Genomic DNA, 12,916 nt, shown 5'->3' on the forward strand with positions numbered 1-12,916 from the left:
AGCACCAGCACCAGCACCAGCACCAGCACCAGCACCAGCACCAGCACCAGCACCAGCACCAGCACCAGCACCAGCACCAGCACCAGCACCAGCACCAGCACCAGCACCAGCACCAGCACCAGCGCCAGCGCCAGCGCCAGCGCCAGCGCCAGCGCCAGCGCCAGCACCGGCACCGGCACCGGCACCGGCACCGGCACCGGCACCGGCACCGGCACCCGCACCCGCACCAACGCCGCCACCTTCAGGCGCATTCCTGGCCAATGAGGGACAAAGCTTCACCGTCTCGGCCCCCACCGTCGTGAGGTACGGCGCGGACACGCGCTGGGTGGAGAAGACGGTCAACGGCACGGTGCCTTGCACCAATGCCTTCTTCGGCACCGACCCGGCGCTCTATGTCATCAAGTCGTGCCGCGTCGCCTGACGGTCAACAGAAAGCATTTGCCGGGGGTCAGCTGCGCACCGCAGGTTGGAGTGCACCCAGCTGCGTCCTGGCCGCTTCCTGCTCTAGCCAACACGTGCGATGCAACATCGTCAGCAACATCACCCCACCGAACAGTTGATACGACTGCAAGAAATTCATGGCGCTCGCAGCCGAGGCATTGACGACGGGCGATAGATTCACCGCGATCAGCAGATAGGAAAGCATCAGCACTGCGACCTGCCCCCAACGCCGCTCGCTGAACGCCAACCATCGCGGGAAAACAAGCGCCAGGATCGGCAACATCACCGCATAGTGATGGTCCCAGACGATTGGAGAAGCGAGTGTCAGCGTCGCAACGACCAGTGCGAGTGGCTCTGCGCGCCCGACTGTTGTGCGGGCGGTAAAGAAAACCGCCCCAAGCAGCGCGACCGAAGTCAGGGTGGTGGCAAGGTACACGGCAGGGTGGAACGGCGCGAAGGCATTGCCGAGCCACTCAAGGTTGTTCCCGTTGGACAGCAACCGATTCAGCAGGCCGTTGATGGATTGGTTGGCATAGAAGCTCTCACCGTGCAGTGCGACGTGCTTCAGCACGGGTAAGTAGTCGAAGAAGTTCTGGAATCCGTAGAGCAACATCGCCACCGCGCTGGAACAGGCGACCACTGCGGCCGCTGCGCCCGCAAAACGCCATTGGCGCGTCATGAGAGCCCAAAAAATGGCGAAGGCCCACTGGGGCTTGATGGTGCAACAAATCCCGATGAGTAGCCCCGCGGCGACGGGGCGCCCTCGCTGCTGCGCAAGCAACGCCAATGCCGCGACAAAGGTCAGGAGCGTTTGAATCTGCCCCAGGTGATCCCCGCGGGTTAGAGGATAGAAGAACAGCGCAGCGATGCCACCCAGCAGGAGAATGCTACGGGGAGGACGCGCCGTCAGCGCCGGCCAGGCCTGGGCAGTCGTGCGGGTTTGTTGTGCCCCGTACAGCAGAAGCACAGCAACTACCCCGGTCCCGATCACCGAGAATTTTGAGAGAAACCACATCACGCGAACCGGACTGACGCAGTTGCATGGATTCCTCACCAAGAGGTCGAGACTCAGCAGCGACGTCAGGGGGTACTGAAACTTGACCTGTTCCTTGAAGAACAGCTCGCCGTAGACATTGGCAGCCGACGGTCCATGGAGATGCCCCAGCGCACGCAGCATCGGCCCCCAAGAGTCCATGCCAACCGTCATGGAAAAGAAGTGCGCCGCGTACCCCAGCGTGCTCTCGGAAAACGTGCCAGCTGCCAGCGCGAACACCGCGTCGACCACGACGCAGGCGCCCATCATGAGAAACCAGCAATGCTGCACCTCCAGATGCCTGAAGAAGCCGGGAACTCTTCGCTGCAATCCGTCGCTTAGCTGCTGCCCGATTTCGGTGGAGGGCATCATCTAGACCGCTATGTCGCCGAAGACGGTATCGCTGGAATGATCGCGGCTTTGGTAGTCCGCAATCCACGCCAGAGCCTTGGTCAGCAGCACCTCGCGGATCTGCTCCAGGGTCATGTTCCCGACCTGATGCGAGAGCCGACACACCACCCTTTTTTTGTAGGTGAGCTCGGCGGTGAGCAAGTTCCCGCACTCGCTGCCGAAGAAGCGCAAGCCCCACTGGAGAAGAGAACGCTCATCTGCCATCGACATGGCGCAGAAACTCGATTGCTTCGGACTGGGTCTCGAACAGATGCGCGGCTCCCTGACGAGCGGACAACGATGAGCCAAGCTTCATTCGCATGAAGGCACTGGTCGTATAGCGTGTCGCGGTGCTGTAGTACTGCTCGTGCAGTTCTTCGACCATCGCGAAGTACGAATCGCTCAGGGATTCGTCGATCAGAAATCCGTCGTAGTTGGCGACGAGTGCCATCTTGCAACCCGCTTTCTGGTACAGCGCGGCAAGCACCCGGCGCACGCTGTCGACCCCGTCCTGATCCCGTATGACGTGACCCTGAAAGTTGACGAAGAGAATGTTTCGCTCGCCGTCGTAGCTGAGGCGCTCAGTCAACTGGAGGTCGAGCAGCGCCGCCGACAGGCCCATCGGGCCGGCGCGGTACAGCCGCGCATCCATGCATTTGACTTGCGCGATCAACGGCCGGAAATCCATGTGCGCCAGGATGTCGCGGTCGATGTCGATGCCTGGCGCCACCTCGGTCAACTGAAGTCCGCCCGGCTGCAGCGTGAAGACGCAGCGTTCGGTCACATAGTGCACTGACTGCCGCTTGCCCACGGCCTGAGGCCCGCTGAACGTGATCTGCTCCACCGCTGCGACGAACTTTGGAGCCTGGCCTTCGGTCACGATGCGCAGCTTTCCGCCTTCAATGACAACATCGAGGCCCCCCGCCGTGAAGGTCCCCGCAAAGACCACGCGGCGCGCGTTCTGGCTGATATTGATGAAGCCGCCCGCACCTGCCAGCCGCGTGCCGAACCGACTGACGTTGACATTACCGGCGCAATCGACCTGTGCCATGCCAAGGCAGGCCAGGTCGAGGCCACCGCCGTCGTAAAAATCGAACTGCTGGTTCTGGTGCAGCAAGGCCTGTGTGTTGACAGCGGCGCCGAAGTCCAGGCCACCTTTGGGCATTCCGCCGATCACGCCGGGCTCCGCTGTCAGCGTCAAGTGGTCGAGCACGCGCTCTTCGGCGGCCACAGCGCCCAGAATCTCCGGCACGCCGATGCCGAGGTTGATGACGCCTCCCAGCGGCAGTTCGAAGGCACACCGGCGCGCGATGAGCTTGCGTTCGTCCAGTGCCGCAACAGCGATCCTGTCGGCAGGGACACGCATCTCGCCAGAGAAGGCAGCGTTGTAGGCGGTGCCGTAGGTCTGATGGTGGAGCTCCGGTGACGCAACTACCACGCAGTCGACCATGACGCCCGGCACTACCACGCTACGCGGGTCGAGCGTTCCTGCGGCAGCGATGCGCTCGACCTGGGCGATGACCAGCCCGTTGGCGTTGTGCGCCGCCATGGCTGCCGCCTGCGCGTCGAGCAGCAGTGCTTCGTGCTCCATCGTGATGTTGCCGGCCGGGTCTGCGGTCGTGCCGCGGATCAGCGCGACATTGATCGGAAAGGCCTTGTAGAAAAGCCATTCCTCGCCATCGATCTCCATGACACGCACGAGCTCTTCCTGAGTGCGCTGGTTGATGCGCCCGCCGCTTTGCCGCGGATCAACGAAGGTGCCGAGACCGACCTTGCTCAGAGTGCCGGCGCGGTGCGCAGCGGCGTCACGGTAGAGATGTGAAATGGTGCCCAGCGGCAGGTTGTACGCCTCGATCAGGTTGTCGGTGGCCAGCTTGGCGAGTTGCGGCACCAGCGCCCAGTGGCCGCCGATCGCGCGCTTGATGAGGCCCTCGTAGGCCAGGCGGTTGACGCCGCGCACCTTGCCATCTCCCGGTGCGGCCGCAAAGACCAGCGTCAGGTCGCGCGGGCTCTGCGTCGTCACGAAGCGCCTTTCCAAGGCGACGATCAGTTCCTCCGGCGTTCCAATGCCGACGAAGCCGGAGCAGCTCACGCTATCCCCATCGCGGATGAGCGCGATGGCCTCATCGGCAGTGACCACTTTGTCCCGGTTCATCGCCTTGTTCAATCGAAAACGACGACCTGCCTTATGGCTTTTCCTTCGTGCAGAAGGTCGAAGCCAGTGTTGATGTCTTCGAGCGCGATGCGGCCGGTGAGGAGCTTGTCGACCGGCAGGCGCCCCTGTCGGTACAAGCTGATGTAGCGAGGAACGTCACGAGAAGGCACGCAGGTTCCGATATAGCTGCCCTTGAGCGTGCGCTCTTCCGCAACGAGATTGACAGCAGCCAACGGAAGAGTCGCATTCGATGGAGGCAGGCCAGCGGTCACGGTGGTGCCGCCGCGACGCGTGATGCGGTAAGCCAGATCAAGCGCCGGGATGGAACCGGCGAACTCGAAGGAGTACTCGACGCCGCCCGCGCTGAACTGTCGAACCTGCTCGAGCGCGTCGGGTTGCCCGGCATTCACCGTGTGCGTGGCGCCCAGTGCGCGTGCCTGCGCCAGCTTGTCGTCCGACAGGTCGATGGCGATGATCTGCCGAGCGCCGGCGGCCTGCGCGCCGATCAACGCGGCCAGGCCGACGCCGCCCAGGCCGACCACCGCAACCGATGCGCCCAACGGAACCTTGGCCGTGTTGACGACCGCGCCGACGCCCGTCAAGACGGCGCAGCCGAACAGCGCTGCCTCGTCCAGCGGTACCGAACTGTCGATCTTCACGAGCGAATGACGGGAGACGGTGGCGTATTCGGCAAACACGGAGCAACCGAGATGATGATGGAGTGTCTGCCCGACCTGCGAGATGCGCCGTGCGCCGGAAAGCAGCGTACCCGCACCATTTGCGGCGGCACCAGGTTCGCACAAGGCCGGCCGGCCTTCGGCGCATGGCGCGCAATGGCCGCAACTGGGCACGAACACCACGACCACGTGGTCGCCAACCTTCAAATCGGTGACACCATCACCCAGGCTTTCGACGACGCCGGCGGCTTCGTGGCCCAGCGCCATCGGCATGGGCCGCGGACGATCGCCATTGATGACAGAGAGGTCCGAATGACACAGGCCCGCGGCGCCTATCTTGATCAAAACCTCCCCCGGCCCCGGTGGCGCCAGATCGACCGTCTCGATCGAGAGCGGCCTGGACAATGCGTACGGCGGCGCGGTGCCCATCTGCCGAAGAACGGCGGCCTTGATCTTCATCAGAATGCTCCTGGTTGGGCGGCAGTTGCCGCAACGCGATTGCGCAGTTCGTCGACCAATACCCGGGTGTTCTCGGAGTAGTCGATCGGCACGGCGATGATCTGCACGCCCCCTTCGGAGAATGCTGTTTCGAGTGCGGGTGCCAGTCCTTCGGCGGTCTCTACGCGGCGCCCCTTCGCGCCGTACGCGTCCGCATACTTCACGAAATCGGGATTCCCGAAAGTCATGCCCCAGTCGGGAAACTGGTCAACCGACTGCTTCCAGCGAATCATCCCGTAGGCGTTGTCCACGATGATCAACACCACGAGATCGAGATTGAGCCGAATGGCAGTTTCGAGCTCCTGCGAATTCATCATGAAGCCGCCGTCGCCGCACACCGCCAATACCCGGCGCCCCGGATACAGCAGCGCGGCCATCATGGCCGACGGCAGACCGGCGCCCATCGTCGCCAGCGCATTGTCGAGCAGCAGTGCATTGGCTGTCCGCGTGGGATAGCAGCGAGCGAACCAGATCTTGTACATGCCGTTGTCGAGCGCGACGATGCCGTCATCGGGCATAACCTGGCGCACGTCGAAGACGATGCGTTGCGGCGTCAACGGAAAACGCGACTCGGTGGAGCGGCTCATGGTGCGCGCCAGGATTCCCTCTCGCTGCGGCAGCAAGGCTCCGGCGTTTGGAAGGCGGCCTTCGACGCGATCGGCCAACAGCGTCAGGCTCGGGCCGACGTCGCCCACCACCTCCGCATGCGGGAAGTACACCTGCTCGACTGCAGCCGGCATGTAGCCGACGTGGATCACCAGCGGGCCGTTGGGACCCATGATGAACGGCGGCTTTTCGATGGTGTCGTGGCCGATGGCGAGAATCACGTCGGCCCTGTCGATCGCTTCGTGTACGTAGTCGCGCTCCGTGAGTGCGGCGGTACCCATCCAGAACCCGGTCCTGCCTTCGGCGATGCCGCCGCCGGCGACCGTTCCCTTGCCCATCTGAGTGTTGAAGAAAGGAATACCGACGCGGCGGATGAAATCGGCCAACTGGCCGTTCAGCCGGGGGCGATTGCTCGCAGCGCCAAACATGACGAGCGGTCGCTCCGCCCGCAACAGCATTGCGGCGGCGCGTGCGATAGCGGCTTCATGGGCCACCGGCAGATCGATCGGGTGCACGGGAATGACGTCCACGTCGTTGCCCACCTCTTCGGCGGCAACGTCTTCCGGCAATTCGAGATGCACCGGGCCGGGCCGCTCTTCGGCGGCGACTCTGAACGCGTCGCGCACTACGGTGGGGATGCTTGAGGCACTGACGATCTGCCGCGATGCCTTCGTCAGCGGCTTCATCGTGGCGACGATGTCGACGATCTGGAATCGCGCCTGCCGCGCTGTCATGATGGCCTTCTGACCCGTGATCAACACCATCGGCATGGCGCCGAGATGCGCATAGGCTGCGCCCGTAACCAGGTTGAGCGCACCCGGCCCGAGTGTGGCCATGCACACGCCGGGCTGTCCGGTCAGGCGTCCATGGGTCGCAGCCATGAAGGCGGCAGATTGCTCATGCCGTGTAAGCACAAGTTCGATGCTGGATCGTCGCAACGATTCGACGAGATCGAGATTTTCTTCGCCGGGTACAGCGAAGATGCGCGTGACGCCCTCGTTCTCCAGCGCCTTGACGAAGAGGTCGGATGCTTTCATGGCAACCTCCGAATGCGGCGGCAGATCTTCGGAGCGCAAGTCATCGGCAACGACGGGTTCGCAAGATCAAGCTTCAATCTTTGCAAGTGCATTGGACGAGCTTTGCGCGACTGTCTCGCCGACTTTCGTGGCGTTGGCGGTCAAGGTATCGGACAGCTGCTTTGACGTCGTGTCCAAGCCTTTGTAGGCGTTGTTCGAAGCATCCACGGCGGATTGCACCAGTGCCATGATCTTCTCGGAGCCGGGGGCGTTCTTGAAGAAGCTGTTCACGGCCTCGAGGAGCTTGGCTTGCGCATCGGCAACGCCATCTTCGTAGGCGGCACGCCGCGCGGCGTCGAATGTGGCGAAGACCTCCTGCACCTGGCGGCCATACGCCAACGCCTTCAGGGGCACGGCTTGCAACGTCTCTGCCTGGAGTTGGATCAACTGCGCCGGGCTTCGTGTGGAACTGGCGATCCGGCTGTTCTCGTGGCTTTCGGCCATCAAGGTCTTGAGCGTCTGCAGGTTCAGTGCGACAAGTGTTTCCGCCCCTTCGAAAGCCTTGCTGGCTAGGCCGAACATCGTGTTGACGGAAGTGTGGGTGCTGGTGGCGAGTGCGGTCATGATGGCTTTCTGTGAAGTTGGAATCCCGCCGCAATACTTGTTGCACTGCAGCATGATGAAGTGTGAGGTAGGGTGGGTTGGAGACACAAGCAAAATGTGTTGTGCCGAAAGGGCATTAGAGGAGCGCACTTAAAGAGCAGGTCTCCGGACGAGCAAATTCTTCGGAGAAACCTGCTGCGGACCTGGTTTGCGTACCGAAGCCTAAAGTCTCCGTCTGTGCGATATCGAACATAGCGATCGCGCGTTACCAGCGTTACCAAAGAGCTACGTGGAGGACAGGTTTCGGCCCACCCGTGCCGCCTCTATCGCAGCGATGTCGATCTTTCTCATGGTCATCATCGCGTCGAACACGCGCTTGGCTGTTGCGGGATCGGTGTCGGCGATGCCCGCGAGGAGGGCGCGCGGGGTGATCTGCCATGACACTCCCCACCGATCCTTGCACCAGCCGCACTCGCTCTCCTGGCCGCCATTGCCGACGACCGCGTTCCACAGGCGGTCGGTTTCGGCCTGGTCGTCTGTCGCGATCTGAAAAGAGAAGGCCTCGCTGTGCTTGAAATGCGGGCCGCCGTTCAGCCCGATGCAGGGGATGCCGGTGACGGTGAACTCGACCGTCAGAACATCGCCCTGCTTACCATCCGGATAGTCGCCCGGTGCGCGGAGGACGGCGCCAACAGCGCTGTCCGGGAATGTTTCGGCGTAGAAGTTTGCGGCGTCAACGGCGGCGCTCTCGTACCACAGGCAGATCGTGTTCTTGCTGGCCATCGCGTGTCCTGAAGCGTTGAGATCATGGCATCCGCCATGTGCAGAAAAACTCCGATAGTCCTCATCACGGCATCCCGGTCTGTCAGATGAGGCTGATACCGTTGTACGAATCCGCAGATGCCGCACAGTCCCGCGGCGGTACCGCCCAGACGCCTCAGGGCTTCTCCACCTCGATCGACGTCACCGTCAACGTACCGTCCACTTTGTCTGCCGTGAACTTCACCTTGTCCCCGGCCTTCACCTTCAGAAGCAGGGCCGGATCCTTGACGCGGAACACCATGGTCATGGCGGGCATGTCGATGTTGGGAATGTCGCCGTGCTTCAGCGTGATGTTGCTCCTGTCGGGGTCGACCTTGCGCACTTCGGCCTCCACCGTGGGGAGCGTGGCTTGGGCAAAGGCGGCGATGGCCAGTGTGGCGGCGGCGAGGGTGGTCAGCAGATTCTTCATGTCGATGTCCTTTCCAGGATCAGCCGCGCGCATAGCGCTGGTACACGCGCGTGCTGCCATCGGCCAGCACCAGCAGCACGTCATAGGCATCGCGCTGCCCACCATAGGCCGGGCCATCCATGCCAGGCGAGCCGACCGGCATGCCGGGAACGGCGAGGCCGATCGCCTGCGGTTTTTCTTTCAGCAGGCGCTGGATCTCGCGCGCCGGCACGTGGCCTTCGAGCGCGTAGCCGGCCACCAGACCGGTGTGGCAGGAGCCGAGCGCGGCCGGTATGCGCAGGCGGGTACGCGCGGCCGCGTTGTTGCCGTCGTCATTGATGCGCGTGGCAATGCCGTTCTTGTTCAGGTGCTTCACCCAGTCCTGGCAGCAGCCGCAGTTCGGGTCTTTCCAGATCTCGACCTGAGGCGCGGCGGCAAGGGCCGCGAGCGGGGTGGTGGTGGTGAAGGCGAGCAGCGGGGCTGCGCGCAGGAGTGTTCGTCTTTGCATGGTGGTGGTTCTCCAGGTTCTTTGTCAGTTGCGGGCCGCCAGCACGCGGATGCGGCCGGCCATGCCCAGTTCGTAGTGATCCTTCACCAGGCAGGCGAAGTCGAAGTCGCCCGCGCGGTTGAAGTGCCATATGACCTCGCCGGTCTTGCCGGGCTGCACATGCGTCATCCAGGGTTCGTCGTGTTCCATGGTGGGGTGCTTCTTCATCAGGGCCGCATGGGTCTCGATTTCGGCGAGTGTGCCCAGCACCAGTTCATGCAGATCCTTGCCACGGTTCTTCAACCGCAGGCGCACCGTGTCGCCCTCGCGCACCTCGATGACCGACGGCGTGAAGCTCATGTCGTCGGCGGCAGCGATCTCGATGGTGCGGCGCACGGCACGCGGCTGGCCGGCAATGCCCCAGGCCTTCTGCTCGGCCGGCATCGCGGAAGACGTCGCCTTGCGCGGCGGGTGCTGCGCTTCATGGGAAAAAGCGGATGCGGCGCCCGTCAGTGCGGCGCATGCGGCGATGAATTTGAAAGTGTTCATGAGAAGAAATATCTCCGTTCAATGGTTGTGGGCGCCGTGGCCCGAGGGTTTGCGCACGGTGCCGTCGCCGCTGCCGGCTCCACCGGGTGCGGCGGGCGCAGCGCGCGCGGTGGGCGGCACGGCGCTGCCGGGAACTTCGCGTGCCACCGTTCCGGCCGGGTGTTTGAACCAGCCGGGGTCGCGGTAGTCGCCCGCCTTCTGGTCGCGCCGCACCTTCAGCAGCGTGAACATGCCGCCCATCTCGGCCGGGCCGAAGGGGCCCTGGCCGGCCATCATCGGCAGCGTGTTGTCGGGCAGCAGCATTTCCATCGCGCCCATGTCGGCCATGCCCTTGTCGCCCATCACCATGTAGTCGGGCACGAGCTTCCTGATCCTGTCGGCCACGTCCTTGTGGTCGACGCCGATCATGGTCGGCACCTCGTGGCCCATCGGGCCCATGGTGTGGTGCGCCTTGTGGCAATGCAGCGACCAGTCGCCTTCCTCGTCCGCGATGAACTCCATCTGCCGCATCTGGCCGACCGCGACGTCGACCGACACTTCGGGCCAGCGCGCGCTGCGCGGCACCGGGCCGCCATCGGTGCCGGTGACCTCGAACTCGTGGCCGTGGACGTGGATCGGGTGGTTGGTCATCGTCAGGTTGCCGACGCGGATGCGCACGCGGTCGTTCCTGCGCACATTGAGCGTGTCGATGCCGGGGAACACGCGGCTGTTGAAGGCCCAGGTGTTGAAGTCGGTCATGGTGTTGACCTTCGGCGTCTTGCTGCCGGGCTCTACGTCGAAGCTGCCGAGCAGAAAGCAGAAGTCGCGCTGAACTTCGCTGATCTGCGGATGCTTCTCTCTCGGGTGGGTGACCCAGAAGCCCATCATGCCCATCGCCATCTGCGTCATCTCGTCGGCATGCGGGTGGTACATGAAGGTGCCGGGCCGGCGCGCGGTGAACTCGTACACGAAGGTCTTGCCCGGCGGGATGTGCGGCTGGGTGATGCCGCCCACGCCATCCATGCCGTTCGGCAGTCGCTGGCCGTGCCAGTGCACCGTGGTGTGCTCCGGCAGCTTGTTGGTGACGAAGATGCGCAGCCGGTCGCCCTCGACAACCTCGATGGTCGGCCCCGGCGACTGGCCGTTGTAGCCCCACATGTTGACCTTGAAGCCCGGCGCCATCTCGCGCACCACGGGTTCGGCGACCAGATGGAATTCCTTGACGCCCGCATTCATGCGCCACGGCGCCGTCCAGCCGTTGAGGGTGACGACCGGGTTGTAGGCGCGGCCGGTCGGTGGCACCAGCGGCGGCGCGGTGGCGGTGGAGCCCTGCGTCACCGGTTCGGGCAGGGCGGCCATCGCAACGCGGCTGACCGAGGTGGCGGCGACAGCCGTGGCGGCGCCCGCGAAAAAGTTGCGGCGGTTCATGTTGCGCTCCCGGTCAACGCCAGCTGCAGGTCGGTGTCAGCCAGCCAGAAGTCGCGCTGGGCCTCGATCGCGGCGTTGACGGCCAGCATCGAGGCCCGCGTTTCACCGAGCAGCTCCCACACGCTCGACAGCATGCCGTTGTAGCGCAGCACCATCTCATCGTTGACCTGGCGCCGCAGCGGCAGCACCTCGTCCTGGTAGCGGCGTGCGATGGCGTAAGCGGTGTTCCAGTGTGCGAGCGATTCGCGCGCCTCGCTCGCGGCGCGCACGCCGGTCTCGCGCACGCGCGCTGCGGACTGCAGGTAGAGCGCCTCGGCCCGTGCGTTGCGGGCCTGGCCCCAGTCGAACAGCGGGATCGGCAGTTCCAGCTCGAAGCCACGCTCCGTTGTGCGGGCGCGATCCGGGCCGTTGCCGAACACGGTGTTGCGGACGGCGCCGAGTTCCATCGCGTTCACGAGGCCGGTGGCGCGCGTGAGGCCGAGCGAATTGGCCGTGGCGGTGTTCTGCATCTGCGCAGAACGCACATCGAGCCGGTCGCGCAATGCCAGCGCCTGCACGTCGCCGGCATCGGGTGCGGACGCGGGCAGCGCAGGCAGTCGATCGGGCAGCGTGTACGACGCGGACCGGGCGCCGCTCAGCCCCATCAGGCGCGTGAGCTGCTCGCGGCTTGCCACGGCGGTTTGTTCTGCGCGGGCGAGCTGGGCCGCCGCGTCGGCCAGCAGCAACTGCTCGCGCGTGCGTTGCAGCGCGCTCCAGTTGCCCACCTGCGCCATGCGGTGCGCGAGCTCGGCGCCGGCTTCGGCCGCATCCTTTGCGTCGCGCAGGTAGTTCACGCCTTGCCGCGCGGCCACCGCGCGCACCCAGGCGCGGCGCGTGTCGGCGGCCAGCGTCAGCACGCTTTGCGCGGCCTGCAGCTTGGCGACCTCGTGGCGCTCGCCGGCCCAGCGCGCCTGCCACGGCAGCGCGATCAGGTTCAGCACGTTGAAGCGCAGGGCCCGGTCGATTTCGAGTGCGCTGCCTTCCCGCAGGCGACTGAAGGCGAACACCGGATTCGGCAGGCTCGCGGCCTGCACGCGCTCGGCGTCGCTCAGTTGGAGCGTGGCAAACGCGTCCTGCATGCGCGGGCCGTTGACGAGTGCAATGCGCACGGCGGCCTCGGCATCGAGCGGCCGGGCGAGCAGCGCGTCGACCGCATCGGCCGAGCGCGCGTCGGGCGCGCGCTGCGCCCTGGCGCCACCTGTCAGCGGGTTGCCGGCCACCAGCGCCTGCACGTCGGCTCCGCCGCCGTCAGGGGACAGGCTGGCGCAGCCGGCGAGCACCAGCGCACCGCTCAACGCCACAGCGGCTTTTTTTATGGGAACAAGAAATTTCACGATTGATCTCCGCAAGCGAGAAAGCGGCCGCCGCAAGCCAGCAGGCCAACGGCGGACGGACTACGGGCAGGGAGATCAGAAAATGGGCGGCTTGAAGCCGCGCCCCGGCTCGGCGCTCGCAAAAACGACCGGCCGGAACGACGGGGACTCGCGCGGCGCGACGCCGAGCAGCGCAAGCTGGGGCTGCACCGTCATGGCGACCGAGTGGCAGAGCTGGCAATCGGTGCAGGTGGTCTTGCAGTCGGGGTTGGCGGGCGCGTGTGCGGCTGGGGGGTGCGATACATCGTCGTGCGCGATGTCAGTCATGTCGGCCATGTCGTGCATCGCATGCATCGCATGCATCGCGGCGCTGCCAGCCTCAGCCGACATCGTTGGCTGCGGCTGCACGTTCTGCAGTGCCATCGCGTCGCCCAGCCAGCCGCGCATCGGCAGCAGCAAGATCGTAAGGGCGAGGACGAGAACGCGCATGCC

The 12,916-nt window shown here is 64.8% G+C and carries 15 protein-coding genes; 1 reads left to right on the plus strand and 14 read right to left on the minus strand.

Going from position 1 to position 12,916, the window contains the following annotated elements; translation table 11 throughout:
* A partial coding sequence (locus tag ACSFA8_RS18355) for a hypothetical protein (protein ID WP_435480916.1) occupies positions 1–251 on the minus strand: 251 nt, incomplete at its 3' end.
* A gap of 47 nt (positions 252–298) precedes the next feature.
* Here ACSFA8_RS18355 and ACSFA8_RS18360 point away from each other — a divergent pair.
* Positions 299–421: a hypothetical protein gene (locus tag ACSFA8_RS18360; protein ID WP_435480917.1), complete on the plus strand. Its 123-nt coding sequence runs from the start codon at positions 299–301 to the stop codon at positions 419–421.
* Positions 422–448: 27 nt separating this feature from the next.
* On the opposite strand, the gene ACSFA8_RS18365 is transcribed toward ACSFA8_RS18360, so the two are convergent.
* The 13 genes from ACSFA8_RS18365 to ACSFA8_RS18425 all read right to left on the minus strand — a co-directional run bounded on the left by ACSFA8_RS18365 (position 449) and on the right by ACSFA8_RS18425 (position 12,913).
* Positions 449–1,846 (minus strand): glycosyltransferase family 87 protein, encoded by a 1,398-nt coding sequence (locus ACSFA8_RS18365; RefSeq protein ID WP_435480918.1) that lies wholly within the window; start codon positions 1,844–1,846, stop codon positions 449–451.
* Positions 1,847–2,095 (minus strand): hypothetical protein, encoded by a 249-nt coding sequence (locus ACSFA8_RS18370; RefSeq protein ID WP_435480919.1) that lies wholly within the window; start codon positions 2,093–2,095, stop codon positions 1,847–1,849.
* Complete coding sequence (locus ACSFA8_RS18375) at positions 2,079–4,019, minus strand: acyl CoA:acetate/3-ketoacid CoA transferase (protein ID WP_435480920.1); 1,941 nt, start codon at positions 4,017–4,019, stop codon at positions 2,079–2,081. Before ACSFA8_RS18375 ends, ACSFA8_RS18370 begins: the two co-directional genes overlap by 17 nt.
* An 8-nt stretch (positions 4,020–4,027) precedes the next feature.
* Positions 4,028–5,155 (minus strand): zinc-dependent alcohol dehydrogenase family protein, encoded by a 1,128-nt coding sequence (locus ACSFA8_RS18380; RefSeq protein WP_435480921.1) that lies wholly within the window; start codon positions 5,153–5,155, stop codon positions 4,028–4,030.
* Complete coding sequence (locus ACSFA8_RS18385; RefSeq protein WP_435480922.1) at positions 5,155–6,837, minus strand: acetolactate synthase large subunit; 1,683 nt, start codon at positions 6,835–6,837, stop codon at positions 5,155–5,157. Before ACSFA8_RS18385 ends, ACSFA8_RS18380 begins: the two co-directional genes overlap by 1 nt.
* A gap of 66 nt (positions 6,838–6,903) precedes the next feature.
* Positions 6,904–7,440, minus strand: a complete 537-nt coding sequence (phaP, locus tag ACSFA8_RS18390) for a TIGR01841 family phasin (protein ID WP_435480923.1) — start codon at positions 7,438–7,440, stop codon at positions 6,904–6,906.
* A gap of 264 nt (positions 7,441–7,704) precedes the next feature.
* Positions 7,705–8,202, minus strand: a complete 498-nt coding sequence (locus tag ACSFA8_RS18395) for a VOC family protein (protein ID WP_435480924.1) — start codon at positions 8,200–8,202, stop codon at positions 7,705–7,707.
* Between the two features lie 154 nt (positions 8,203–8,356).
* Positions 8,357–8,650, minus strand: coding sequence for a copper-binding protein (locus ACSFA8_RS18400; RefSeq protein ID WP_435480925.1), 294 nt, complete (start codon positions 8,648–8,650; stop codon positions 8,357–8,359).
* A gap of 19 nt (positions 8,651–8,669) precedes the next feature.
* Positions 8,670–9,137 carry a DUF411 domain-containing protein gene (locus tag ACSFA8_RS18405; RefSeq protein ID WP_435480926.1) on the minus strand — a complete coding sequence of 156 codons (468 nt, stop codon included), beginning with the start codon at positions 9,135–9,137 and terminating at the stop codon, positions 8,670–8,672.
* A 24-nt stretch (positions 9,138–9,161) separates the two neighbouring features.
* Positions 9,162–9,665 (minus strand): cupredoxin domain-containing protein, encoded by a 504-nt coding sequence (locus ACSFA8_RS18410; RefSeq protein ID WP_435480927.1) that lies wholly within the window; start codon positions 9,663–9,665, stop codon positions 9,162–9,164.
* Positions 9,666–9,683: 18 nt separating this feature from the next.
* Entirely contained in the window at positions 9,684–11,072 is a 1,389-nt protein-coding gene (locus ACSFA8_RS18415) for a multicopper oxidase family protein (protein WP_435480928.1), read from the minus strand.
* On the minus strand, positions 11,069–12,445 hold the full coding sequence (locus ACSFA8_RS18420; RefSeq protein ID WP_435480929.1) for a TolC family protein: 1,377 nt from the start codon (positions 12,443–12,445) through the stop codon (positions 11,069–11,071). Before ACSFA8_RS18420 ends, ACSFA8_RS18415 begins: the two co-directional genes overlap by 4 nt.
* Positions 12,446–12,520: 75 nt before the next feature.
* The gene (locus tag ACSFA8_RS18425) at positions 12,521–12,913 is read right to left on the minus strand and encodes a hypothetical protein (RefSeq protein WP_435480930.1); all 393 of its coding nucleotides are present in this window, start codon (positions 12,911–12,913) and stop codon (positions 12,521–12,523) included.
* Between the last annotated feature and the right edge of the window lie 3 nt (positions 12,914–12,916).

The organism is Variovorax nitratireducens (assembly GCF_051216545.1).
Classification (GTDB): Bacteria; Pseudomonadota; Gammaproteobacteria; order Burkholderiales; family Burkholderiaceae_C; genus Variovorax.

What these genes read in the sequence shown, in the direction of transcription:
- ACSFA8_RS18365 (WP_435480918.1), bottom strand. Translation starts at nt 1,846, where the DNA reads ATGATGCCCTCCACCGAAATCGGGCAGCAGCTAAGCGACGGATTGCAG.
- ACSFA8_RS18400 (WP_435480925.1), bottom strand. Translation starts at nt 8,650, where the DNA reads ATGAAGAATCTGCTGACCACCCTCGCCGCCGCCACACTGGCCATCGCC.
- ACSFA8_RS18415 (WP_435480928.1), bottom strand. Translation starts at nt 11,072, where the DNA reads ATGAACCGCCGCAACTTTTTCGCGGGCGCCGCCACGGCTGTCGCCGCC.
- ACSFA8_RS18425 (WP_435480930.1), bottom strand. Translation starts at nt 12,913, where the DNA reads ATGCGCGTTCTCGTCCTCGCCCTTACGATCTTGCTGCTGCCGATGCGC.
- ACSFA8_RS18370 (WP_435480919.1), bottom strand. Translation starts at nt 2,095, where the DNA reads ATGTCGATGGCAGATGAGCGTTCTCTTCTCCAGTGGGGCTTGCGCTTC.
- phaP (WP_435480923.1), bottom strand. Translation starts at nt 7,440, where the DNA reads ATGACCGCACTCGCCACCAGCACCCACACTTCCGTCAACACGATGTTC.
- ACSFA8_RS18375 (WP_435480920.1), bottom strand. Translation starts at nt 4,019, where the DNA reads ATGAACCGGGACAAAGTGGTCACTGCCGATGAGGCCATCGCGCTCATC.
- ACSFA8_RS18410 (WP_435480927.1), bottom strand. Translation starts at nt 9,665, where the DNA reads ATGAACACTTTCAAATTCATCGCCGCATGCGCCGCACTGACGGGCGCC.
- ACSFA8_RS18385 (WP_435480922.1), bottom strand. Translation starts at nt 6,837, where the DNA reads ATGAAAGCATCCGACCTCTTCGTCAAGGCGCTGGAGAACGAGGGCGTC.
- ACSFA8_RS18380 (WP_435480921.1), bottom strand. Translation starts at nt 5,155, where the DNA reads ATGAAGATCAAGGCCGCCGTTCTTCGGCAGATGGGCACCGCGCCGCCG.
- ACSFA8_RS18395 (WP_435480924.1), bottom strand. Translation starts at nt 8,202, where the DNA reads ATGGCCAGCAAGAACACGATCTGCCTGTGGTACGAGAGCGCCGCCGTT.
- ACSFA8_RS18405 (WP_435480926.1), bottom strand. Translation starts at nt 9,137, where the DNA reads ATGCAAAGACGAACACTCCTGCGCGCAGCCCCGCTGCTCGCCTTCACC.